General features: G+C 62.7%; 21 protein-coding genes. 13 read left to right on the top strand and 8 right to left on the bottom strand.

What is annotated here, in order from left to right; all coding sequences use genetic code 11:
- The first annotated feature begins 255 nt into the window (after window positions 1–255).
- The 4 genes from mtgA (at window position 256) to G8E10_RS10425 (ending at window position 2,653) form a co-directional block, all read left to right on the top strand.
- Window positions 256–942, top strand: a complete 687-nt coding sequence (gene mtgA / locus G8E10_RS10440) for a monofunctional biosynthetic peptidoglycan transglycosylase (protein ID WP_110729823.1) — start codon at window positions 256–258, stop codon at window positions 940–942.
- Window positions 943–1,013: 71 nt separating this feature from the next.
- Window positions 1,014–1,661 (top strand): glutathione S-transferase family protein, encoded by a 648-nt coding sequence (locus G8E10_RS10435; RefSeq protein WP_167128560.1) that lies wholly within the window; start codon window positions 1,014–1,016, stop codon window positions 1,659–1,661.
- A 172-nt stretch (window positions 1,662–1,833) separates the two neighbouring features.
- Entirely contained in the window at window positions 1,834–2,016 is a 183-nt protein-coding gene (gene rpmF, locus G8E10_RS10430; RefSeq protein WP_110801067.1) for a 50S ribosomal protein L32, read from the top strand.
- A gap of 229 nt (window positions 2,017–2,245) precedes the next feature.
- Window positions 2,246–2,653, top strand: a complete 408-nt coding sequence (locus G8E10_RS10425) for a hypothetical protein (RefSeq protein ID WP_110801065.1) — start codon at window positions 2,246–2,248, stop codon at window positions 2,651–2,653.
- Between the two features lie 78 nt (window positions 2,654–2,731).
- On the opposite strand, the gene phaR is transcribed toward G8E10_RS10425, so the two are convergent.
- On the bottom strand, window positions 2,732–3,313 hold the full coding sequence (gene phaR, locus G8E10_RS10420; protein WP_092989602.1) for a polyhydroxyalkanoate synthesis repressor PhaR: 582 nt from the start codon (window positions 3,311–3,313) through the stop codon (window positions 2,732–2,734).
- A gap of 223 nt (window positions 3,314–3,536) precedes the next feature.
- Here phaR and G8E10_RS10415 point away from each other — a divergent pair, with 223 nt between their 5' ends.
- From G8E10_RS10415 to G8E10_RS10390, 6 genes are all read left to right on the top strand, one after another.
- Window positions 3,537–4,718 (top strand): acetyl-CoA C-acetyltransferase, encoded by a 1,182-nt coding sequence (locus G8E10_RS10415; protein ID WP_167128557.1) that lies wholly within the window; start codon window positions 3,537–3,539, stop codon window positions 4,716–4,718.
- A gap of 111 nt (window positions 4,719–4,829) precedes the next feature.
- Complete coding sequence (gene phbB, locus G8E10_RS10410; RefSeq protein WP_132664805.1) at window positions 4,830–5,555, top strand: beta-ketoacyl-ACP reductase; 726 nt, start codon at window positions 4,830–4,832, stop codon at window positions 5,553–5,555.
- Between the two features lie 173 nt (window positions 5,556–5,728).
- On the top strand, window positions 5,729–9,028 hold the full coding sequence (locus G8E10_RS10405) for a helicase-related protein (RefSeq protein ID WP_167128554.1): 3,300 nt from the start codon (window positions 5,729–5,731) through the stop codon (window positions 9,026–9,028).
- A 14-nt stretch (window positions 9,029–9,042) separates the two neighbouring features.
- Complete coding sequence (locus tag G8E10_RS10400; protein ID WP_132448745.1) at window positions 9,043–9,468, top strand: RNA-binding S4 domain-containing protein; 426 nt, start codon at window positions 9,043–9,045, stop codon at window positions 9,466–9,468.
- A 297-nt stretch (window positions 9,469–9,765) separates the two neighbouring features.
- Window positions 9,766–10,104 carry a ferredoxin FdxA gene (fdxA, locus tag G8E10_RS10395; RefSeq protein WP_110729830.1) on the top strand — a complete coding sequence of 113 codons (339 nt, stop codon included), beginning with the start codon at window positions 9,766–9,768 and terminating at the stop codon, window positions 10,102–10,104.
- Between the two features lie 389 nt (window positions 10,105–10,493).
- Window positions 10,494–11,066 carry a CarD family transcriptional regulator gene (locus tag G8E10_RS10390; RefSeq protein WP_092930903.1) on the top strand — a complete coding sequence of 191 codons (573 nt, stop codon included), beginning with the start codon at window positions 10,494–10,496 and terminating at the stop codon, window positions 11,064–11,066.
- A 322-nt stretch (window positions 11,067–11,388) separates the two neighbouring features.
- Here G8E10_RS10390 and typA read toward each other — a convergent pair whose 3' ends face one another.
- Together typA and G8E10_RS10380 are read right to left on the bottom strand one after the other, a co-directional pair.
- On the bottom strand, window positions 11,389–13,221 hold the full coding sequence (gene typA / locus G8E10_RS10385; RefSeq protein WP_110729831.1) for a translational GTPase TypA: 1,833 nt from the start codon (window positions 13,219–13,221) through the stop codon (window positions 11,389–11,391).
- 135 nt (window positions 13,222–13,356) lie between these two features.
- Entirely contained in the window at window positions 13,357–15,444 is a 2,088-nt protein-coding gene (locus tag G8E10_RS10380) for a M3 family metallopeptidase (RefSeq protein WP_167128550.1), read from the bottom strand.
- 254 nt (window positions 15,445–15,698) lie between these two features.
- Here G8E10_RS10380 and G8E10_RS10375 point away from each other — a divergent pair, with 254 nt between their 5' ends.
- Window positions 15,699–16,205 carry a MarR family winged helix-turn-helix transcriptional regulator gene (locus G8E10_RS10375; RefSeq protein WP_132712581.1) on the top strand — a complete coding sequence of 169 codons (507 nt, stop codon included), beginning with the start codon at window positions 15,699–15,701 and terminating at the stop codon, window positions 16,203–16,205.
- A 20-nt stretch (window positions 16,206–16,225) separates the two neighbouring features.
- Entirely contained in the window at window positions 16,226–17,419 is a 1,194-nt protein-coding gene (locus tag G8E10_RS10370; RefSeq protein ID WP_167128844.1) for a multidrug effflux MFS transporter, read from the top strand.
- A 35-nt stretch (window positions 17,420–17,454) separates the two neighbouring features.
- Here the strand turns inward: G8E10_RS10370 and G8E10_RS10365 are convergent, their stop codons facing one another.
- Both G8E10_RS10365 and tenA read right to left on the bottom strand, forming a co-directional pair.
- Window positions 17,455–18,678: an argininosuccinate synthase gene (locus G8E10_RS10365; RefSeq protein WP_110729833.1), complete on the bottom strand. Its 1,224-nt coding sequence runs from the start codon at window positions 18,676–18,678 to the stop codon at window positions 17,455–17,457.
- 149 nt (window positions 18,679–18,827) lie between these two features.
- The gene (gene tenA, locus G8E10_RS10360; RefSeq protein WP_167128547.1) at window positions 18,828–19,490 is read right to left on the bottom strand and encodes a thiaminase II; all 663 of its coding nucleotides are present in this window, start codon (window positions 19,488–19,490) and stop codon (window positions 18,828–18,830) included.
- A gap of 96 nt (window positions 19,491–19,586) precedes the next feature.
- On the opposite strand from tenA, the gene G8E10_RS10355 reads away from it, so the two are divergent.
- On the top strand, window positions 19,587–20,228 hold the full coding sequence (locus tag G8E10_RS10355) for a LysE family translocator (RefSeq protein ID WP_110801197.1): 642 nt from the start codon (window positions 19,587–19,589) through the stop codon (window positions 20,226–20,228).
- Window positions 20,229–20,235: 7 nt separating this feature from the next.
- Here the strand turns inward: G8E10_RS10355 and G8E10_RS25910 are convergent, their stop codons facing one another.
- The 3 genes from G8E10_RS25910 to rlmN are packed head-to-tail and all read right to left on the bottom strand — an operon-like array spanning window position 20,236 to window position 21,813.
- Window positions 20,236–20,361, bottom strand: a complete 126-nt coding sequence (locus tag G8E10_RS25910; protein ID WP_280953135.1) for a hypothetical protein — start codon at window positions 20,359–20,361, stop codon at window positions 20,236–20,238.
- Window positions 20,358–20,582 (bottom strand): amino acid transporter, encoded by a 225-nt coding sequence (locus tag G8E10_RS10350; RefSeq protein ID WP_245420093.1) that lies wholly within the window; start codon window positions 20,580–20,582, stop codon window positions 20,358–20,360. The genes G8E10_RS25910 and G8E10_RS10350 overlap by 4 nt, the downstream gene beginning before the upstream one ends.
- A 1-nt stretch (window position 20,583) precedes the next feature.
- Entirely contained in the window at window positions 20,584–21,813 is a 1,230-nt protein-coding gene (gene rlmN / locus G8E10_RS10345; RefSeq protein WP_167128542.1) for a dual-specificity RNA methyltransferase RlmN, read from the bottom strand.
- Window positions 21,814–21,962: the final 149 nt, after the last annotated feature.

The following is a 21,962-nucleotide window of genomic DNA, read 5'->3' as shown; positions in this document are numbered from 1 at the left end:
GTACCCGAACCACGTGAGCCAGAATCGCGGGGGCCAGACCTCCGTAAGCTCCCGGTCGATATGCCAAGCGAGCACGATGCCGCTGAGGTCCGTGCTTCGAGCCCTGAGCAAGGGATAAGCGAGGTTCGCGCCGAAGACGTGTCCTTGCGCGACGACGTCCCTACGGATCCTGCCAGACGGGATGCGGCAAGTCAGGACGTGCGGGGTCCGGACACAGCTGGAGATGAGGAACTGCCGTCAAACGCCAAACGAGGCATGTTCGCGCGGATCAGGCGCCGGTGGCGTCAGCTTCTCGTCGTCGCGGTCGTTCTCCTCCTGCTGCCCTACGCCCTGATCATCCTCTATTCGCCGAATTTCGTGCATCCGGTGTCCTCGCTCATGCTGCGCGATCTGGCCCTTCTCCGCGGCTATGATCGGCAATGGGTGCCGTTCGAGAAGATCTCGCCCAATCTCGTGCAGTCGGTGATGATGTCGGAAGACGGGCAGTTCTGCATGCATGCCGGGGTCGACTGGGTGCAGATGCGCGGTGTCGTGGATGACGCGCTGGAGGGCGAGCAGACGCGTGGCGCGAGCACCATCCCCATGCAGACGGCCAAGAACCTGTTTCTCTGGAACGGCCGCTCCTTCGTGCGCAAGGCCATGGAGTTGCCCTTGGCGCTCGCGGCCGATTTCGTCTGGACCAAGCGACGTCTGATGGAGATCTATCTCAATATCGCCGAATGGGGGCCGGGCATCTATGGCGCGGAGGCCGCAGCCCAGCATCATTTCGGCGTGCCGGCCTCCAAGCTGACGCGACGGCAGGCGGCCCTTCTCGCGGTTTCCCTGCCCAATCCGATCGACCGCAATGCCGGCAAGCCTGGCCGCGGGCTGAGACGGCTTGCCTCCATGATCGAGCGTCGGGCCGGGGCGTCCGGCGGATACATCAAGTGCCTTTATCCCTGAAATCACGCCGTTTGATTGGATGGGTTCTGAAGGGTCTGCTCTAACGCCGGGACCGTCACCGGAGATCCAGCATGAGCGACCTCGTCCTTTACGTCGGCAACAAGAACTATTCCTCCTGGTCGCTACGGCCGTGGCTCGCTCTCAAAGGCTGCGGCGTGCCCTTTACCGATGTCGTCATTCCCTTCGATTTTCCGAACGGTAATCCGCGTTTCCGGGAGATTTCGCCGACGGGCCGGGTTCCGGTGCTGCATCATGGTGCGGTTCGCGTGTGGGAATCGCTCGCAATCATCGAATATGTCGCCGAACTCTTTCCGGAGGCCGGTCTATGGCCCGAGGATCTCGTCGACCGGGTCGTGGCACGCAGCATCTCGATGGAAATGCTGGCGGGGTTCCGTGCGCTTCGCGGGGCCTGCCCGATGAACATTCGCCGGCCGGTCGGCGCGATCGCGTTGCCCGAAGGCGTGATGGAGGATGTCGCGCGGATCGAGACAATCTGGGCGCAGGCGCTGGCCAAATCCGGCGGGCCGTTCCTCTTCGGCCGGTTCACGGCTGCGGATGCGATGTTCGCACCGGTCGTCAACCGGCTGGAGATCTATGCGCTGACGCAAGATCCGGTTTCGCTCGCCTATATGGCCGCCGTCAAGGCGCATCCGGCCTTTCTCGCCTGGCAGACCGATGCGCTGGCGGAGACTTGGATCGTGCCGGAAGACGAAGCCTGAGCGCACCTTTTCGAAAGTTCGCAATGCCTGGGCAAAAAAAACCTGTGGGGTCTGGCCAAGATGGCATCCTGCATGTATAAGCCCGGCCAATTCCGAGATTGAAACGCCTTCATCCCGGCCCGTTCAACGGTCCGCAGACTGGTGGTTTCCCCCGATACGTGGAGTGTTTGAAATGGCTGTTCCTAAGAGAAAAACGAGCCCGTCGAAGCGCGGCATGCGCCGTTCTGCTGATGCGCTGAAGATCCCGACCTACATCGAAGACAAGAACTCCGGTGAACTGCGTCGCCCGCATCACATCGACATGAAGACCGGCATGTACCGCGGTCGTCAGGTTCTGACACCGAAGGCAAGCTGATCGTCTTGCCGTCCGGCAGGCACGCCCTTGTGCGATGTTGCGGACGGATGGTCGAGAAGATCGAGATCACGGAAAAGGCTGGCCATTGCGCCGGCCTTTTCTGCGTTTCGATGATGCCGTATCTTGCCGGTCGGCTGGGCGTTGCCTTGATTGGCGCACATCGCTGGTTCATACCTGAGGCGACGCCTTTTTCGAGGGCCAGACGATTTCGCCAGCCAGGAACCATGCCATGCTCGCTTCCATCCCGCTCCTGATCCTGCCGTTCGCGCTCTACAACCTCGCCATGACGGGGGCTCTCGGGGCGGGCGGCGTCGCCGTGTTCGAGGATACCGTGACGAGCCTCGCGATGCTGTCGGGGGCGACATGGAGCATGAGCGTCGGTGATCTCCTGATCGTCGGCAGCCTGGTCCTCCTGTTCGTGGAAATCCTCAAAGCCACCCGGACGAGTTCCAAGACGTTGGTCGATCACATCCTGTCGATGGTGCTCTTCATCGTCTTCCTGATCGAGTTCTTGGCTGTGGCGGGGGCTGCGACCGACGTCTTCTTCATCCTGATGGCGATCAGCTTCATCGACGTCATCGCCGGCTTCACTATCTCGATGCGCACAGCCGGGCGGGACGTCTCGATCGGGCTCTGACGGCTTTGGCAGGCGGGTGCAGGGGACGGAAATGGCGGCCTTCGGGGTCCGCTGTCCGTCCCGGCACGAGGCGTGACCTCAGGTCAGGTTCTCGAGCTTGCTCTGGAGCGCGCGCAGCTGCTCCTTCAGCTCATCGATGTCCTTGGCCTCGGCCTTGCGCGGTTCGCGCGCCTGCGGGGCGGCGGCCATGAAGGGCGAGAACATTTGCATGGCCTGGTGGAACATCTCGGTGTTGCGCTTCACCTGTTCCTCGACCAGTTGCAGCGGCACCTGAAGGTTCTTGCTCAGAGGCGTATCGCCGAAGGCCTTGCCGATCTGCTCGCGCATCTGCACCTGCTGGTCGGTGAAGGCCTGCATGGAATGTTCGAGATAGCTCGGCACGACCGCCTGCATCTGGTCGCCGTAGAAGGCGATGAGCTGGCGCAGGAAGGAGATCGGCAGGAGCGTATTGCCGGTCTTGCTTTCCTGCTCGAAGATGATCTGCGTCAGGACGGAATGGGTGATGTCGTCCCCGCTCTTGGCGTCCTGAACGTTGAACTCCTCCCCCTTCTTGACCATGACCGCGAGATCGTCGAGCGTGACGTAGGTGCTCGTTCCCGTGTTGTAGAGCCGCCGATTGGCGTATTTCTTGATAACGATCTGCCCATCCTGCTTCGCCATCAGGGTCTCCTCCCCAAATTGCTGTTTTTATAGCATTTCATGAGGATATGCGGAAATCGCGCCATAAGACAATCTCTTTGTGCGCTGCAGTGATCACGCTCGCGTAACGACGTGCAGCTTTCTCCCACTTACACTTTGACTTGCGCGAGAACCTCGTTCAGTCTTGCCTCATCAAGGGGTCTCGCCAGCCGGATCCGATTGCATTCTCAGGGAGGAGACCGTGATGAGCACACCATCCATCGTCATCGCCAGCGCGGGTCGAACCGCCGTCGGCGCGTTCAATGGGTCCTTTGCCAATACGCCGGCGCACGAGCTGGGCGCCGCGGTGATCAAGGGCGTATTGGCGCGCGCGGGCCTCGAGGCGGCCGAGGTGGACGAGGTCATCCTGGGGCAGGTGCTTTCGGCAGGCGAGGGGCAGAACCCGGCGCGTCAGGCGGCCATGAAGGCGGGCGTGCCGCAGGAAAAGACGGCCTGGGGCATGAACCAGCTCTGCGGCTCCGGCCTGCGGGCAGTCGCGCTCGGCATGCAGCAGATCGCCACGGGCGATGCCTCGATCATCGTGGCTGGCGGCATGGAGTCCATGTCCATGGCACCGCATTGCGCGCATCTGCGCTCGGGCGTGAAGATGGGCGACTTCAAGATGATCGACACCATGATCAAGGACGGCCTGACGGACGCATTCCATGGCTACCATATGGGCGTGACGGCCGAGAACATCGCCAAGACATGGCAGTTGTCGCGCGACGATCAGGACCAGTTCGCGCTCGGTTCGCAGAACAAGGCGGAAGCCGCCCAGAAGGCCGGCCGCTTCACCGACGAGATCATTCCCTTCGTCGTCTCCACGCGCAAGGGCGACGTGACCGTGGATAGCGACGAATATATCCGCCATGGCGCGACGATCGAGAGCATGGCGAAGCTGCGCCCGGCCTTCGACAAGGACGGTACCGTAACGGCCGCCAATGCGTCCGGCCTCAATGACGGGGCGGCGGCAACGCTGCTGATGAGCGAGCAGGAAGCCGCTCGTCGCGGCATCACGCCGCTCGCCCGTATCGCCTCCTGGGCGACGGCCGGCGTCCATCCGCAGATCATGGGCACAGGCCCGATCCCGGCTTCGCGCAAGGCGCTGGAAAAGGCCGGCTGGTCCGCCTCCGACCTCGACCTCGTGGAAGCCAACGAGGCCTTTGCCGCGCAGGCCTGCGCCGTCAACAAGGATCTCGGCTGGGATACCTCGATCGTCAACGTCAACGGCGGTGCGATCGCCATCGGCCATCCCATCGGCGCCTCGGGCGCGCGCATTCTCAACACGCTATTGTTCGAGATGAAGCGCCGCGGCGCCAAGCGCGGCCTCGCCACGCTCTGCATCGGCGGCGGCATGGGTATCGCGCTCTGCGTCGAGGGTCTTTGAGGAAGGATCTTGGACAGAGGCCGGCGCTGAGCCGGCCTTTTCATTTTCACCAATGTCGGCTGGGACGACACGAAATACCTTGAAGAAAAGAACGATTGAGGGAGGACGAGCATGAGCAGGGTTGCCTTGGTAACGGGTGGAACGCGCGGCATCGGCGCTGCCATTTCGATTGCGCTCAAGGGTGCGGGTTACCGCGTGGCCGCAAACTATGCCGGCAACGAGGAAAAGGCGCAGGCCTTCTCCGACGTCACCGGCATCCCGGTCTTCAAGTGGGATGTCTCGGACTATGCAAGCTGTGCGGCAGGTGCCGCCACGATCGAGGAAGCGCTCGGTCCGGTCGAGGTTCTGGTCAACAACGCCGGCATCACCCGCGACGCCATGTTCCACAAGATGACGCCGTCGCAGTGGAACGAGGTCGTGAACGTCAACCTGAACGGCCTCTTCAACATGACGCATCCAGTCTGGTCGGGCATGCGGGACCGCAATTTCGGTCGCGTCGTCAATATTTCCTCGATCAACGGGCAGAAGGGCCAGATGGGCCAGGTCAACTATTCCGCCTCCAAGGCCGGAGACATCGGCTTCACCAAGGCGCTCGCGCAGGAAGGTGCCGCAAAGGGCATCACCGTCAACGCCATTTGTCCCGGCTATATCGGCACGGAGATGGTGCGCGCAGTCCCGGAAAAGGTGCTGGCCGAGCGGATCATTCCGCAGATCCCGGTCGGCCGGCTCGGCGAGCCCGAGGAGATTGCGCGTTGCGTGGTGTTTCTGGCGTCCGACGATGCCGGGTTCATCACCGGATCGACGCTGTCGGCGAATGGCGGGCAGTTCTTTGCTTAAGGAATTGCGGGTCTTCACCTGAGAAATCGGTTTCCTCTCGTTGCGACGGTCGGTCTTTTTGCCGGCGTGGCCTTGTGTTTCCCGCACCGCGTGGTCATGTGTGTCGCGCTGCGGACGCTTTGCCGTTTGCCGCCCATACAATGCGCAAGGTCTGAAACGTGCCTGACCAACCGATGATCTTGAGTGGCCGCGGCGTGATCGCGGTCCTCGGCCCGACCAACACCGGCAAGACGCATTATGCGATCGAACGCATGGTCGCGCACGAATCCGGCGTCATCGGTCTCCCCTTGCGTCTTCTCGCCCGCGAAGTTTACACGCGCGTCGTTGAGCGGGTGGGCGCGCATAATGTCGCGCTCATCACCGGCGAAGAAAAGATCACGCCGCATCTCGCCCGCTATTCCGTCTGCACCGTCGAGGCGATGCCGCGCGAGACTAAGGCGGCCTTCGTCGCTATCGACGAGGTCCAGCTGGCAGGCGATCTCGAGCGCGGCCACATCTTCACCGACCGGCTGATGCATCTGCGCGGACGGTCGGAAACGCTGCTGCTCGGCGCATCCACCATGCGGCCGATTCTTGAACATCTCCTGCCGGGCATCACCATCGTCGAGCGACCACGCCTGTCGCAACTGCTCTATGCCGGCTCCAAGAAGATCACGCGCCTACCGCAGCGCTCTGCCATCGTCGCCTTCTCGGCCGACGAGGTCTATGCGATCGCGGAGTTGATCCGTCGCCAGCGCGGCGGTGCGGCCGTGGTGCTCGGTGCGCTCAGCCCCCGCACGCGCAATGCGCAGGTCGCGCTCTATCAGGAAGGCGAGGTCGAATATCTCGTGGCGACCGATGCGATCGGCATGGGTCTCAACCTCGACGTGGACCATGTCGCCTTCGCGCAGGACCGCAAATATGACGGTTACCAGTTCCGCAATCTCAATCCGGGCGAACTCGCGCAGATCGCAGGCCGCGCCGGCCGACATCTGCGGGACGGGACATTCGGGGTGACCTCGCGCGTGGAGCCGTTCGATGACGAACTGGTCCATCGCATCGAGCAACACCAGTTCGACCCGGTGCGGGTCCTGCAATGGCGTTCCAAGGCCCTCGACTTCACGTCGGTGGCGACGCTGAAGAAGACACTGGAAGCACCACCTGCCGTGCACGGGCTGACACGGGCGCTTCCGGCGGTCGATCAGCAGGCGCTCGAATTCCTGACGACGCTTCCCGAAGTCAAGGCGCTTGCGACGAACGCGCGGACGGTGGAAAAGCTCTGGGAAGCCTGCGCGCTTCCCGATTACCGTCGGATCGCGCCTGCGCAGCATGCCGATCTGATTGCGAATATTTACTCCGACCTCGTCCGGCGTGGCACCGTCAACGAGGATTTCATGTCCGAGCAGGTGCGCCGGGCAGACCATACCGACGGGGAAATCGACACGCTGTCGGCGCGAATCGCGCAGATCAGAACGTGGACCTATGTGTCGAACCGGCCCGGTTGGCTTGCCGATCCGACACACTGGCAGGAAAAGACGCGGGAAATCGAAGATCGATTGTCCGACGCGTTACATGAACGGTTGACGAAACGGTTCGTTGACCGCAGGACATCTGTGCTCATGAAGCGGCTGAGAGAGAATGCGATGCTGGAAGCGGAAATCAGTGTGAATGGCGATGTCTTCGTGGAAGGACATCATGTGGGACAACTCACCGGTTTCCGGTTCGTGCTGGCCACCACGACGGACGGGCTGGATGCCCGCGCCGTGCAGGGGGCAGCCCAGAAGGCGCTGGCGCTGGAGTTCGAGGCCCGCGCGGCACGTCTGCACGCTGCCGGCAATGCCGATCTGGCGCTGTCGTCCGACGGCCTCGTCCGCTGGCTGGGCGACCCTGTCGCGCGGCTCGCGGCCAGCGACCACATCATGCGGCCCCGCGTCATCCTGCTGGCCGACGATCAGCTGCAGGGTGCGGCACGCGATCATGTCTCCGCCCGCATCGAGCGCTACGTCAATCATCACATCGCGACCGTCCTGAAGCCGCTCGACGACCTGTCGCGCGCCGAAGACCTGCAGGGTCTTGCCAAGGGCCTCGCCTTCCAGCTGGTCGAAAGCCTCGGCGTCCTCTTCCGGCGCGACGTCGCCGAAGACGTGAAGTCGCTCGATCAGGAAGCCCGCGCCTCCATCCGCCGCCACGGCATCCGCTTCGGCGCTTACCACATCTTCATGCCGGCGCTCCTGAAGCCGGCGCCGGCCGAACTGATCACGCTCCTCTGGGCGCTGAAGAACGACGGCCTCGACAAGCCCGGTTACGGCGACCTCATTCCGGTTCTCGCCGCCGGTCGCACGTCGATCGTCACCGATCCGTCCTATGAGCGCATGTTCTACAAGCTTGCCGGTTTCCGTTTCCTCGGCAAGCGTGCGGTGCGCATCGACATTCTCGAACGTCTCGCGGATCTCATTCGACCGCTCCTTCAGTGGAAGCCGGGCACGACCGTGCGGCCGGAAGGCGCCTATGACGGTCGCCGGTTCACGACCACGACGGCCATGCTGTCTATTCTCGGCGCGACGCCCGACGATATGGAAGAGATCCTGAAGGGTCTTGGCTATCGCGCCGACAGCGTGAAGCCGGAGGAAGCCGCAGCGTTCCTGGGTGCGCAGGCACCGGCAACCAGCAACGCCGCGCCGAAGGCAGAGACCGTGGCGTCCGACGCCGAGATAGCTGAGTCCGAGACGAGCGATGTCGCGGTATCGGATGATGCCGCTGCATCGGACAATACCGCGACAGTGGAAGAGGCTTCCGACGAAGGCAGCGCTGACGATGTCGCGACCGAGGAGACGGCTGTCGAAGCGGTCCCTGCTGCCGAGACCGAAGCCGTTTCGGATGCGTCGGCAACCGACGTTGCGCCTGCCGCCGAAGAGACGCCCGTTTCTGAAGAGGCAGTCGAGCCTGCACCGATTGCAGCAGCTACCGACGCGTCGGACGCTGTGGCAAGCGAGGCTCCCGAGGCCGAAGTGAAGCCCGTGCTTCTCTGGCGTCCGGGTGGGCGCAGCGACAACCAGCGCCAGGGCGAGCGTCGTCCCGGCCAGCGCGATGCCCGCAATGGCGATCGCCGTGGCGGCAACCGTCCCGGCCAGGACAAGACAGCAGCCGCACCGACCGACGGTACCGCACCCGCCGAGGGTCGCCCGCAGGGTCGTCGCGACGAGCGTGACGGCGAGCGCAAGGCTGGCGGCGGTCGCCCTGACGGTGGACGTCCGGACCGCAATCGCGGCCGCGACGGCAAGCCGGCAGACGGCGCACGTCCCGATCATAAGGGCGACCGTGGCGAGCGCCGCGATCGCAACGACCGGCCGGGGGGCAAGCCCTCCGGCAGCGGCCACGGCAAGTCGCAGGCTCCCACCACCTTCGAGGCCCGCCCGCCGCGCAAGGATAAGCCGATCGATCCGGATTCGCCCTTCGCCAAGCTCGCTGCTCTCAAGGAGCAGATGAAGAAGTAGGGAGCCGCGACGTCATGGCCGAACAGGAGATCACGCCAGCAGAGGCTGCCTCCCGCCAACGCCTCGACAAGTGGCTGTTCTTCACACGCCTCACGAAGTCCCGCTCGATCGCCCAGAAGGCGATCGAGGGTGGCAAGGTTCGCGTCAACGATCACCGTGTCACGCAGCCCTCGCATGCTCTGAAAGGTGGCGACGTGGTGATGTTGTCCCTCGACCGGCGGGACGTCACGGTGCGCATGCGCAGCGGCGGCAGCCGGCGCGGCCCTTTCGAGGAAGCGCGGTTGCTCTATGACGATCTCACGCCCGTGCCGGTTCCCGGAGAGCGGCTGACGCCCTTCGAACAGGCGACGCGGGAGCCGGGAAGCGGCCGCCCGACCAAGCGCGAGCGCCGGGAGATCGACCGGTTGCAGGACGGATGGGATATCGGCGGCGAGGAGTAAAATCCTCCGTTTCCGCGCCTCCGATTGGAACGCAAGAGCCTTGCAAAGGTTGGTCAAAGCCGTTACCTCACGCAACAACACCTGGGAATGCCAAGGGCGACGTGCGCCGCGGCCCGACGATCGGGCTCAAGCCACGAAAGGCTCATGCAGGCCCTGGCTGCGGGCCGGCGCAACGAGGCACCGGACCGTGCGGTTCTTCTGAAGATCGGGCCCATCGGGCCAAAGCTGTATGATCCTCGCTCACCCCAAGGCATCCCAAGCGCCCGGGTTTGAGACGAGACCGACTGGAGTGAGAGCATGACCTACGTCGTCACCGACAATTGCATTCGCTGCAAGTACACCGACTGCGTCGAGGTGTGCCCGGTCGACTGCTTTTACGAAGGCGAGAACTTTCTGGTCATCCATCCGGACGAATGCATCGACTGCGGCGTCTGCGAGCCGGAATGTCCGGCTGGCGCGATCAAGCCTGATACGGAGCCGGGCCTCGACATGTGGCTCAAGGTGAACGCCGACTTCGCGACGCAGTGGCCGAACATCACGATCAAGCGCGACGAGATGCCGGAAGCCAAGGAAATGGACGGGATCGAGGGGAAGTACGAAAAGTTCTTCTCGCCCAACCCGGGTCAAGGTGACTAAGGTCGCCAAGCCACGCTCTCCGCAGCGTGTGATTCGATAACGGTCTCCTCAAGGGAAACCGGCACGCCGTTTTTAACGACACGCGGCGACGCTTGCCTGTGGCTTAAGCAAAACATTGATTTCGGCAGATTTTTGTGGTAGTATCTCGATACTGATCCACATCGTGGCACTTTTGTGTGCCCGAAACCATCACGAAAGCAAATTCTCCTTCGTCACGGTTCATGTCTCCATGCAACGTCCGTTGCTTGTGTGTGATCTGTTTGCCGAAGCGTTTGAATTCGTCTGGTGCGTTTCAGTAAGGAGTGACCCGCAGGATGCCCGTCCATCCCGGGCCTGACTGACCCGACCCCGGCCCATGCCGGGAGCGTAACAGGGAGTTTTTGAAACGAATGACGACCCAGCAGAAAAAATCCTCCACGCGCCATGGCTTCAAAATCGGTGAATCGATCGTTTATCCGGCTCATGGTGTTGGACAAATCGTCGCTATCGAAGAGCAGGTTGTCGCCGGCATGTCGCTCGAACTGTTCGTGATCGATTTCGACAAGGACAAGATGCGTCTGAAGGTGCCGGTTGCCAAGGCCGTCAGCATCGGCATGCGCAAGCTGTCGGAAACGGATTTCGTCGAGCGTGCGTTGAAGGTCGTCCAAGGCAAGGCTCGCGTCAAGCGGACCATGTGGTCGCGCCGCGCGCAGGAATATGATGCCAAGATCAATTCCGGCGACCTGATCGCCATCGCGGAAGTCGTTCGCGACCTGTACCGTGCCGAGAACCAGCCGGAACAGTCCTATTCCGAACGGCAGCTTTATGAAGCCGCTCTGGACCGCATGGCCCGCGAAATCGCCGCTGTCAACAAGATGTCCGGCACCGAGGCCGTGCGTCTCGTCGAAGCAAACCTTGCCAAGGGTCCCAAGCGCGGCAAGACGGTCGATGAAGACGAAACTCAGGAAGAAGAAGCCGCGTAAGCGTCTCACTTTCTTCTGTTCAAAAACCCTGCCTTGCGAGAGGCGGGGTTTTTTTATGGCTTGAGGTTGGGGGCGTCACTGAGCGACGTGGGGAGGATGCCCATCATCCCGCGGCCATCGCGCCTGGCAAGCAGAAGAGGCTCCTGTGGTTCCTTGGGAGCTTCTGAGGAGGCTTCTGCGTCCGATCACTGTCTGCGGCCTTGATGGCCTTGTAACGGCCTCAGCGGGGTGCGCCGTCAAAGGAGAGACCTTGAGCGTCGGGCACAAAAAAGCCCCGCCTTTTGCAAGGCAGGGCTCTGGTCGTCAGATGGGGTCTGAAGCCTTAAGCGGCGGCGCCCTTGCCGCCCTTGCCGAAGCGCTTGCGGTCGTTGGCGTCGAGGTAGGTCTTGCGAAGACGGATGTTCTTCGGCGTGACTTCCATCAGCTCGTCGTCCTGGATCCAGGAGAGCGCGCGGTCGAGCGTCATGCGGATCGGCGGCGTCAGGCGGACGGCTTCGTCCTTGCCGGCCGAACGGATGTTGGTGAGCTGCTTGCCCTTCAACACGTTGACCTCGAGGTCGTTGTCGCGAGAGTGAATGCCGATGATCATGCCGGCATAAACCTTTTCGCCGGGCTCGATGATCATCGGGCCGCGGTCTTCCAGGTTGAACATCGCGTAGGCCACGGCTTCGCCCGACTGGTTGGACAGAAGAACGCCGTTGGTGCGGCCGCCGATTTCGCCCTTGAAGGGCTGATAGTCGTGGAACAGACGGTTCATGATCGCGGTGCCACGGGTGTCCGTCAGCAGTTCCGACTGGTAGCCGATGAGGCCGCGCGTCGGGGCGAAGAACTTGAGACGGACGCGGCTGCCGCCGGAGGGACGAAGCTCGGCGAGTTCGGCCTTGCGCTCTGACATCTTCTGCACGACGACACCGGAATGCTCCTCGTCGACGTCGATCACGACCTCTTCGATCGGCTCCAGGACATTGCCGTCTTCATCCTTGTGCATGACGACGCGCGGACGCGACACGGCAAGCTCGAAGCCTTCGCGGCGCATGGTTTCGATCAGAACGGCGAGCTGCAATTCGCCGCGGCCCGAGACGAAGAACGAGTCCTTGCCTTCGGATTCTTCGATCTTCAGGGCAACGTTGCCTTCGGCTTCCTTGAACAGGCGATCGCGGATGACGCGCGAGGTGACCTTGTCACCTTCGGTGCCGGCGAGCGGGCTGTCGTTGACGAGGAAGGACATGGTGACGGTCGGCGGATCGATCGGCTGAGCTTCCAGCGCTTCGGTCACGGACGGGTCGCAGAACGTGTCGGCAACCGTGCCCTTGGAAAGGCCGGCAATGGCGACGATATCGCCTGCATGGGCTTCATCGATGGCGGTGCGCTCGATGCCGCGGAACGCGAGGATCTTGGAAATGCGGCCGGTTTCGACCACCTTGCCGTCCTGGCTCATGACCTTGACCGACTGGTTCGGCTTGATCGAGCCGGAATGGATGCGGCCGGTGATGACGCGTCCGAGGAAGGGATTGGCTTCCAGCAGCGTGCCGATCATGCGGAATGCGCCGTCTTCGTCGCCGACGCTCGGCTCCGGGACGTGCTCGAGCACGAGGTCCAGCAGCGGGGCGAGGCCCTGATCCTTCGGGCCTTCCGGGTTGACGTTCATCCAGCCATCGCGGCCCGAACCGTAGAGGATCGGGAAGTCGAGCTGCTCGTCGGTCGCGTCGAGGTTTGCGAAGAGGTCGAAGACTTCGTTGATGACCTCTTCATGGCGGCCGTCCGGACGGTCGATCTTGTTGATCGCGACGATCGGGCGAAGGCCGACCTTCAGCGCCTTGGAGACCACGAACTTGGTCTGCGGCATCGGGCCTTCCGAGCTGTCGACCAGAACGATGGCGCCGTCCACCATCGACAGGATACGCTCGACTTCGCCGCCGAAGTCGGCGTGGCCGGGGGTGTCGACGATGTTGATGCGAACGCCCTTCCACTCGATCGACGTCGCCTTGGCGAGAATGGTGATGCCACGTTCTTTTTCGAGATCGTTGCTGTCCATCATGCGCTCGACGGTGCGCTGGTTGTCGCGGAACGAGCCGGACTGCTTCAGAATTTCGTCAACAAGGGTCGTTTTCCCATGGTCGACGTGTGCGATGATCGCGATATTCCGCATTTTCATGGTTTTGGGTATCCGGGGGCTCGGGGCGTGTCTTGGGAACGCCGCAACTGCATTGCCCGGGCTCTTACATGTTTTTTTGCAAATGCGAAAGAGGGTGCCCGGCGCTCGGTTGGATGAGCGCCGGTTCGGGCCTTTTCAGGCGTCGCTGCCTGTGAGCGGCTCGGTCACGCCGAGGCCCTTTTTCCGCAGCATGGCGTCCGGGCTCGGCAGCTTGCCGCGGAAGGCGGTGTAGGCGTCCTCCGGATCGATCGATCCACCGACGGAATAGATATTGTCCCGCAGGCGTTTTGCCATGGCCGGATCGAACGGATTTCCGGTTTCCTCGAAGGCCGAAAACGCGTCTGCATCCAGCACCTCCGACCACATGTAGGAATAGTAGCCCGCCGAATAGCCATCGCCCGCGAAGATGTGCTGGAAGTGCGGGGAGCGGTGCCGCATCGTGATTGACTGCGGCATGCCCAGGCGCTCCAGCACGGCGGCCTCGAACGCTGCGGGGTCTTCGACGCTCTCGGCGGTGTGGTAGGCCATGTCGACCAGGGCCGAGGAGGTAAACTCCACCGTGTTGAAGCCGGCGTTGAAGGTGCGGGCGGCCATGACCTTGTCGAACAGCGCCTGCGGCATCGGCTCGCCCGTCGCTTCATGCACGGCGTAGCGCTTCAGGATCTCGGGCACGGTCAGCCAGTGCTCGTAGAGCTGCGAGGGAAGCTCGACGAAGTCGCGGGAGACGCCGGTGCCCGAAACGGACGGGTAGGTCACGTTGGAGAGCATCCCGTGCAGGCCGTGTCCGAACTCGTGGAAAAGCGTGCGGGCATCATCGAGCGACAGCAGTGCCGGCTTGCCGTCGGCGGGTTTCGCGAAGTTGCAGACATTGTAGACGATCGGCAGTTCGCCCTTTGCACCATTCGGCAGGGGCAGGCGGTGCTGCGACTGAAAGGCGCTCATCCAGGCGCCCGAGCGCTTCGACGACCGGGCGAAGTAATCGCCGAGGAACAGCGCAACGAGCGTGCCGTCGGCATTGCGGATGTCGAAGACGCGGACATCCGGATGATAGCCCCGGACGCCGGTCTTTTCCGTAGCGGTTATGCCGAACAGGCGGTGTGCGACATCGAAGCAGGCCTCGATGATGCGGTCGAGCTGCAGATAGGGCTTTAGTTCGCTCTCGGAGAAATCGAAGCGCTCAGAACGCAGCTTCTCGGCATAATGGCGCCAGTCCCAAGGCATGACCGGGTGGTTGCGGCCTTCGCGGGCGATCAGCGCTGCAAGATCGGCTTCTTCCCGACGGGCTTGGGCGACCGCCTTTTCCCAGACGGCGGTCAGGAGGCCGTTCACTGCGTCAGGGGTTTTCGCCATGGTATTGTCGAGTTTCAGGGCGGCGTAATTGTCGTAGCCGAGCAGGCGGGCCTTCTCGGCACGCAGAGCGAGTGTTTCGCGGATGACGGCGCCATTGTCTGTCTCGCCGCCGTTTTCGCCACGGGACGACCAGGCGCGGAACGCTTTTTCTCGCAGGTCGCGGTTTTCGGAGAAGGTCAGGAACGGTTCAACGATCGAGCGGGAGAGGGTGACGGCATAGGTGCCTTCGGCATTGCGTTCGCGCGCTGCGGCCGCCATCGCATCGCGCAGAAAGCCGGGAAGGCCGGCGAGATCCGCCTCTTCCTTCAGGAGCAAGGACCAGCTCTTCTCGTCGGCCAGCAGGTTCTGGCCGAAGGCGGCGCCGAGGCCGGCCAGACGTTCGTTGATGGCGGCAAGGCGCTCCTGCTCGGGCTTGGCAAGCTGGGCACCGGATTTGACGAAGCCCTTCCAATGCCGTTCGAGCACGCGGGACTGTTCCAGCGACAGGCCAAGCGTGTCGCGTGCATTCCAGAGCGTGTCGATCCGGGCGAAGAGGGCGACATCCATGCCGATCTTCGAGTAATGCCGCGACATCTTCGGCGCGATCTCGCGCTCCAGTGCCTGGATCGTCTCATTGGTGTGAGCGCCCGCCCGGTTCCAGAAGAGGGCAGACACGCGGGACAGGCTGTCACCGGCGATTTCGAGCGCGACGATGGTATTTTCGAATGTCGGAGCATCGGGATTGTGGGCGATGCCGGCGATATCAGCGTCGTGCTCGGCAAGGGCGGCGTCGAAGGACGGTGCGAAATCCGTGTCTGCGACCGCCTCGAAGTGCGGGAGCCCGTCCGGGCCTGTCCAGTCTGTCAGAGCGGGGTTGAGATCGGGCGTTGCCATCGTCGAAATCCTTCGGGAATGTCCTGCGGTGATGAAATGCGTGGTGTCAGGCGATTCAGAACTTGGTTAGAAAGGTAGCACTGCGAGATGGCGCTTAGCAAAGTCCGCTTCAAGGGATGACGGTTGTCTGACCTTTCTGCAAATGATAAGAAATGCTTACTGCATTCATGCTGAAACAGGAATGCTTTTAATGCGTTATGCAGCGGCGATCCTGGCCGGTCACGACCGACGCGGCGGCGCATAAGGGAGACTTCATGACCGTCCGACTGGAAGCCGATACCGTCGGCATGCTTCTCACCGATGTCTCACGCCTGCTGCGCAGTGCGTTCGACAGACGAATCAATGCGGCGAACCTCGGCGTGACGCCCGGCGAGGCGCGGGCTCTCATTCAGGTCGCGGTCAACCAGCGCATCAAGCAGGCTGATATCGCCATCCGCATGGGCATCGAGCCGATGACGCTTTCGACCTATCTCGACCGTCTGGAGGCGCTCGGCTTCGTCGAGCGCATTCCCGATCCGTCCGATCGCCGCGCGAAAAACGTGGTGGCGACACCGGCTGCCGATGGCGTGCTGCTGGATATCCGCACCCATGTCCGCGCGCTGATGGACGAGGTGACGGCGGGGCATGATGCCGCGGAGCTCGAGATCCTGCGGCTCAGCCTGAAGATGATGCGCGATAACCTGCATGACCTCGACCGCAACCCGGCGCAGGGGGCGGCACAAGCCCAAGGGACGGCACAGGCAGATCGAACGTCCTCATGAAAGCTGCGATGCGCGGGCGCATGAGTGAGCGCCGCACCAGCATTCTGGGCGCGTTGCTGGCGACGCTTGGGCCGATTTCCATGTCGATCTACACGCCGGCCATGCCGCAGCTGGTCAGCGCCTTTTCCTCGACCGAATCGATGATCAAGCTGACGCTGACCGTCTATTTCGCCGGTTTCTCCGTGGCGCAGCTCGTGTCGGGTCCGTTTTCGGATGCTTTCGGCCGGCGGAACGCGACGCTTCTGTTTGTCGGCATTAACGCCTTCGGCGGCCTGATCTGCGTGCTTGCGCCCGATGTGACATGGCTGCTCGCCGGGCGGCTGGTGCAGGGCATCGGCGCATCCGTCGGCATCACCGTGGCGCGCGCCGTCGTGCGCGACCAGTTCACGGGTGCCGAGGCGTCGCGGATCATGAACCTGATCGGCATCATGCTGGCGATCGGCCCTGCCATGGCGCCGGCGATCGGCGGGTTGCTCCTGGTCGCCTTCGGGTGGCACGCGATTTTCGTGATGCTGATCGGGTTTTCGTTGGCGATCATTCTTTCCGTGCTGGTCTTCATGCGGGAAACGGGACGGCCGGATCCGGCGCTGGCCCGGCCGAGGCGGGTGGCTGCGTCCTACCGGGAGGTGCTCGGCGATATCAGGTTTCTCGCAGCCACGGGCGTGCTCGGCGGCGCGATCGGCTCGCTCTATGCGCAGGCGACCATGCTGCCCTTCATCCTGATCGACCGGGTCGGGCTGTCGCCGACGGCGTTCGGGCTTGGCATGCTCATGCAGTCCGGGTTCTATTTTCTCGGCTCGGTGTGCCTGCGGCTGACGGCGGCACGGCTCGGGGGCGAGCGATCCGTCCGGGTGGGGCTGGCGATGCTTGCCTCTGGCGGTGTGCTGATCGCGCTCTCCACGCATCTGCTGCCGCCGACCTATCTCTCGGTCATGGCGCCCGTCGCGTTTTCGAGCTTCGGCATCGCGTTCCTCACGCCGCATATGACGACGGCGGCGCTGCAGTCGTTCCCGCATATTGCGGGGTCTGCGTCTGCCATGCTCGGGTTCATTCAGATGGCGAGCGGGTTTCTCGGAGGCTTGGCGGCCGCGCTCGTCGGCGTGCCGTTGATGGCGTTCGGCACGATCATTCCGCTGATGTGCCTCGGGGCCGTTGCGTCCTATGTGACGTTCGTGCGCCTGACGCAGAGCGCCGTGGAGACGCCTGCGGAATAGAGCTGCGGCCGGTTGCCCGGCCGCAGGTCGTCTATTTATTTGATGCGGTTGCGGGCCGCGAGCGTGCGCAGGCGCAGTGCATTGAGCTTGATGAAGCCGGCAGCGTCCTTCTGGTCGTAGGCGCCCTGGTCGTCCTCGAAGGTGACGAGCTTGTCGGAGTAGAGCGACTTGTCGCTTGTCCGGCCGATGACCATGACATTGCCCTTGTAGAGCTTCAGCGTCACTTCGCCTTCCACATGCTCCTGGCTCTTGTCGATCAGGGCCTGAAGCATGTCGCGCTCGGGCGAGAACCAGAAGCCGTAATAGATCAGTTCCGCGTAGCGCGGCATAATCTCGTCCTTGAGGTGGGCGGCACCCCGGTCGAGCGTGATGCTTTCGATGGCGCGGTGGGCGGTCAGCAGGATGGTGCCGCCGGGCGTCTCGTAGATGCCGCGTGACTTCATGCCGACGAAACGGTTTTCCACCAGATCGAGACGGCCGATGCCATTGTCGCGGCCGAGTGCGTTCAGGGCCGTGAGGATCGAGGCAGGGCTCAATTCCTTGCCGTCGATCGAGACGGCGTCGCCCTTGCGGAAGCCGATCTTGACGGTGGTCGCGACATCAGGCGCTTCCTCGGGCGAAATCGTGCGCATGTAGACGTAGTTCGGGGCCTCGACAGCCGGATCTTCCAGAACCTTGCCTTCGGACGAGGAGTGCAGAAGGTTGGCGTCGACGGAGAAGGGGGCCTCGCCCTTCTTGTCCTTGGCGACGGGGATCTGGTGCTTCTCGGCGAATTCGAGAAGATCGGTGCGGCTCTTGAACGACCAGTCGCGCCAGGGTGCGATGATCTTGATGTCGGGGTTGAGCGCATAGGCCGACAGCTCGAAGCGGACCTGGTCATTGCCCTTGCCGGTCGCGCCGTGAGCGATCGCGTCGGCGCCGGTTTCCCGGGCGATGTCGATCAGGTGCTTGGAGATCAGCGGGCGGGCGATCGACGTGCCGAGCAGGTAGACGCCTTCATAGACGGCATTGGCGCGGAACATCGGGAAGACGAAGTCGCGCACGAACTCCTCGCGGACATCCTTGATGAAGATGTCCTTGATGCCCATCATCTCGGCCTTCTTGCGCGCCGGCTCCAGCTCCTCGCCCTGGCCGAGATCAGCGGTGAAGGTCACGACCTCCGCGCCGAGTTCCGTCTGCAGCCACTTGAGGATGATGGAGGTATCGAGCCCGCCCGAATAAGCGAGCACGACCTTCTTGACGTCTTTGGGAAGTGCCATGGTGATCCGTTCCGTCTGGATAAATGGGAGTAAGGGGGTAAACGGCGGCAGAATGCGCCGTATCTCTTCGAAATGGCGGAACTCTTACTGCATATTCCGGAAATTCGAAATCCCGCACCGGGAGAAAATCGCGGGCAGTCAGACACGCGTCAGGTGAGATCGAGGCCCATCTGCCAGAAATCGGCTTCCAGCCGGGTCGCCTTGCCGAAAATCCCGGAGAGGCACGAGATGGCTGTTTCGTCGAGGCTAGCAAGCCGGCGGTCGAGCCATTCGATCTCGCTTCGGACGAGCGCCTGATAGTCGGGGCTCGCATACATCTCGATCCAGGCCGTGTAGGGGTTGCCGTCCGTTTTCAGGAAAGGCTGGGCCTGGAGCCAGAGGGCAATCTCGCCATAGCCGATGATGCAGGGCGCAAGCGCTACATGCAGGTCGGTAAGGTCGCCGTGCAGGCCCGTTTCGAGGACGTAATCGGTATAGGCAAGGGTTGCGGGCGATGGGGGCACATCGGCAAGGGCTTTTTCCGGAATGCTCCATTCGGCGCAGTAGCCGACATGTAGGCCGATCTCGACCTCGACGATGGCCTTCAGGCTTTCCAGCCCCTGGCGGATTTCATCGAGATCGCGGCTCTTGTAGACGGCAAGGCCCCAGGCGCGGGCAAACTGGACGAGAAAGAGATAATCCTGCTTGAGATAATGGCGGAAGGCCTCTTCGGGCAGCGTTCCCGCGCCCAGCCGGCAAACGAAATCATGTTCGCGATAGGCCTGCCATTCCCCGGCATTTCGGATTTTCAGCATTTCGAAAGACGATGTCATACGGGAGCCCTTCAGCGAGGATGGGGAGGTTCTTGCCTTGCCTGGGAATAGCTGCAAAAGCTGATGAAGCACAGAACCCTTCTGCGAGACGATGTCATGGACTTCATCCCCAGCCTGCCGACCCTGCTGGCCTTTGCCGCTGCAAGCCTTCTGCTTGCGATCACGCCCGGACCCGACATGACGCTCTGGATCAGCCGGGCGCTGAGCCAAGGGCGGGCGGCAGCGTTTCAAGTCAGTCTGGGGACCAATCTGGGCTGCCTGGTGCACACATTCCTCGTTGCCTTCGGCGTCTCGGCGCTTGTCACGGCATCCCCGACCGCTTTCTTTGTGCTGAAGACCGGGGGTGCGGCCTATCTGCTATACATCGCCATTCAGGCGATCCGCTACGGATCGAGCCTTTCGGTCAAGCGCATGGCGGCTCCGAAGGCTTCGCCAGTGGCGAACATCCTGTCCGGACTGTCTGTCAATCTGCTCAATCCCAAGGTCATCATCTTCTTCATGACCTTCCTGCCGCAATTCGTCACGGCCGGTGATCCGAATCTTCGAGCGAAGCTGATCGTGCTCGGATTGACCCTGATTGCCGTGTCCCTGCCGATCAACATCGCGGTCGTGCTGACGGCGGACCGGCTTTCGGGATGGCTTCAGGCACGGCCGGGCGTCATGCGCACCATAGACTACGTTTTTGCGGGCGTATTTTCGCTGTTTGCGGTGAAGATCGTGCTCACGCAGGCGCGGTAATCGAAGGTCAGTGCGCGTGCTTCTTCGCAAGCTCTCGCTTCTGGTCGCGGCGCGTAATGCGGAGCATGACGAGCCCGAAGCCGATTGCGGCCGCCGGGGTGATCAGAAAGGTCATGAACTGTGCGATGGTCATGCGATCAATCCCTTCAGGACACGTCTTGCCAGTAAATGTAGTATGATCGACGTGGAAATACAAACGACGCTCGTCAGGCTTGACGAGATCGTGACGGTTTGAAGGCCGCTGCCGAAGCCGGCAGCGACGGGAGCAAATCCACCGATGGCGAAAATGGAGATCGCGGCGCCATTGAAATAGGTCGCCGTCAGCTTCGTTCGCTCGTTGTGGATCAGGCTCATCTCAATCGTCGGCGCCGTGATTGGCGATCATCATCGCTTCGAAGGCCATGCGGTCGACCTTGCGCATGCGCTCGGATTCCGACTTGAGCTGGCCACAGGCGGCAAGGATGTCACGGCCGCGCGGGGTACGGATGGGCGAGGCATAGCCGGCGGCGTTGATGAAGTCGGCGAACTTCTCGATCTGCTCCCATTGGGAACACTGGTAGTTCGTGCCCGGCCAGGGGTTGAACGGGATGAGGTTGATCTTGGCGGGAACGCCCTTCAGGAGCTTCACCAGCTCCTTGGCATCCTCGAGGCTGTCGTTGACCCCTTCCAGCATCACATATTCGAAGGTGATGCGGCGGGCGTTGGAGACGCCGGGATAGGCGCGGCAGGCGTCCATCAGGTCCTTTAGCGGATATTTCTTGTTGATCGGCACCAGCATGTCGCGCAGGTCGTCCCGCACGGCATGGAGCGAGATCGCCAGCATCACGCCGATTTCCTCGCCGGTGCGATAGATTTCCGGAACGATGCCCGAAGTGGATAGCGTCACGCGTCGCTTCGACAAGGACAGGCCATCGCCATCGGTCGCGATCAGCAGCGCGGTCTTGACGCTTTCAAAATTGTAGAGCGGTTCGCCCATGCCCATCATCACGACGTTGGAGACCTTGCGGCCTTCGGCCGGGGCGATCGTGCCGGGGGGCGTGTCGCGATCCGGGAAGTCGCCGAGGCGGTCGCGGGCGAGCAGCAGCTGGGCTAGGATCTCCTCCGCCGTCAGGTTGCGCACGAGCTTCTGCGTGCCCGTGTGGCAGAAGGAACAGGTCAGCGTGCAGCCGACCTGGCTGGAGATGCAGAGCGTTCCCCGGCCTTCCTCGGGAATATAGACCGTCTCGATCTCGACCGGGCGACCAGCACCGCGCGCCGGAAAGCGCAGCAGCCACTTCCGCGTCCCGTCGGTTGAGATCTGCTCCTCAACGATTTCCGGCCGGGCAATGGTGAAATGCCGCTTCAGTATCTCCCGCATATCCTTGGAGACGTTCGTCATATGGTCGAAATCCGACACGCCGCGAACGTAGAGCCAGTTCCAGAGCTGGCTGACGCGCATCTTCACCTGCCGTTCGGCCACGCCGACGTCGGCCAGCGCCCTGCCCATCTCCTCACGCGTGAGGCCGATGAGGGAGGGCATTTCCTGCAGCGCTGCCGGCCGGGCGGTCGGGCGTGCGGGGCGGTCGAGGGAAAGGATATCGGTCATCACACAATGTTCCTGTCGCAGCTTTGCCCGCAACGCCGAACGGTTCCCGGTCGGTTGGACGAAAGGGACGGAAGGGCGAAACGGGAGCAGGCACTATAAGGCGCACGGGGAGCGTCTCACCCGTTCGGCATGTCGTTGATGCGGCGTCT

This window comes from Ferranicluibacter rubi (genome assembly GCF_011603255.1).
Classification (GTDB): domain Bacteria; phylum Pseudomonadota; class Alphaproteobacteria; order Rhizobiales; family Rhizobiaceae; genus Ferranicluibacter; species Ferranicluibacter rubi.
Note: the sequence above shows the minus strand (reverse complement) of the source record. Positions and strands in the feature narration are given on the sequence as shown.

Excerpts from the sequence above, each read along its gene's own strand:
- mtgA (WP_110729823.1), top strand. The coding sequence starts at position 256 with ATGTTCGCGCGGATCAGGCGCCGGTGGCGTCAGCTTCTCGTCGTCGCG.
- G8E10_RS10435 (WP_167128560.1), top strand. The coding sequence starts at position 1,014 with ATGAGCGACCTCGTCCTTTACGTCGGCAACAAGAACTATTCCTCCTGG.
- rpmF (WP_110801067.1), top strand. The coding sequence starts at position 1,834 with ATGGCTGTTCCTAAGAGAAAAACGAGCCCGTCGAAGCGCGGCATGCGC.
- G8E10_RS10425 (WP_110801065.1), top strand. The coding sequence starts at position 2,246 with ATGCTCGCTTCCATCCCGCTCCTGATCCTGCCGTTCGCGCTCTACAAC.
- phaR (WP_092989602.1), bottom strand. The coding sequence starts at position 3,313 with ATGGCGAAGCAGGATGGGCAGATCGTTATCAAGAAATACGCCAATCGG.
- G8E10_RS10415 (WP_167128557.1), top strand. The coding sequence starts at position 3,537 with ATGAGCACACCATCCATCGTCATCGCCAGCGCGGGTCGAACCGCCGTC.
- phbB (WP_132664805.1), top strand. The coding sequence starts at position 4,830 with ATGAGCAGGGTTGCCTTGGTAACGGGTGGAACGCGCGGCATCGGCGCT.
- G8E10_RS10405 (WP_167128554.1), top strand. The coding sequence starts at position 5,729 with ATGATCTTGAGTGGCCGCGGCGTGATCGCGGTCCTCGGCCCGACCAAC.
- G8E10_RS10400 (WP_132448745.1), top strand. The coding sequence starts at position 9,043 with ATGGCCGAACAGGAGATCACGCCAGCAGAGGCTGCCTCCCGCCAACGC.
- fdxA (WP_110729830.1), top strand. The coding sequence starts at position 9,766 with ATGACCTACGTCGTCACCGACAATTGCATTCGCTGCAAGTACACCGAC.
- G8E10_RS10390 (WP_092930903.1), top strand. The coding sequence starts at position 10,494 with ATGACGACCCAGCAGAAAAAATCCTCCACGCGCCATGGCTTCAAAATC.
- typA (WP_110729831.1), bottom strand. The coding sequence starts at position 13,221 with ATGAAAATGCGGAATATCGCGATCATCGCACACGTCGACCATGGGAAA.
- G8E10_RS10380 (WP_167128550.1), bottom strand. The coding sequence starts at position 15,444 with ATGGCAACGCCCGATCTCAACCCCGCTCTGACAGACTGGACAGGCCCG.
- G8E10_RS10375 (WP_132712581.1), top strand. The coding sequence starts at position 15,699 with ATGACCGTCCGACTGGAAGCCGATACCGTCGGCATGCTTCTCACCGAT.
- G8E10_RS10370 (WP_167128844.1), top strand. The coding sequence starts at position 16,226 with ATGAGTGAGCGCCGCACCAGCATTCTGGGCGCGTTGCTGGCGACGCTT.
- G8E10_RS10365 (WP_110729833.1), bottom strand. The coding sequence starts at position 18,678 with ATGGCACTTCCCAAAGACGTCAAGAAGGTCGTGCTCGCTTATTCGGGC.
- tenA (WP_167128547.1), bottom strand. The coding sequence starts at position 19,490 with ATGACATCGTCTTTCGAAATGCTGAAAATCCGAAATGCCGGGGAATGG.
- G8E10_RS10355 (WP_110801197.1), top strand. The coding sequence starts at position 19,587 with ATGGACTTCATCCCCAGCCTGCCGACCCTGCTGGCCTTTGCCGCTGCA.
- G8E10_RS25910 (WP_280953135.1), bottom strand. The coding sequence starts at position 20,361 with ATGACCATCGCACAGTTCATGACCTTTCTGATCACCCCGGCGGCCGCA.
- G8E10_RS10350 (WP_245420093.1), bottom strand. The coding sequence starts at position 20,582 with ATGAGCCTGATCCACAACGAGCGAACGAAGCTGACGGCGACCTATTTC.
- rlmN (WP_167128542.1), bottom strand. The coding sequence starts at position 21,813 with ATGACCGATATCCTTTCCCTCGACCGCCCCGCACGCCCGACCGCCCGG.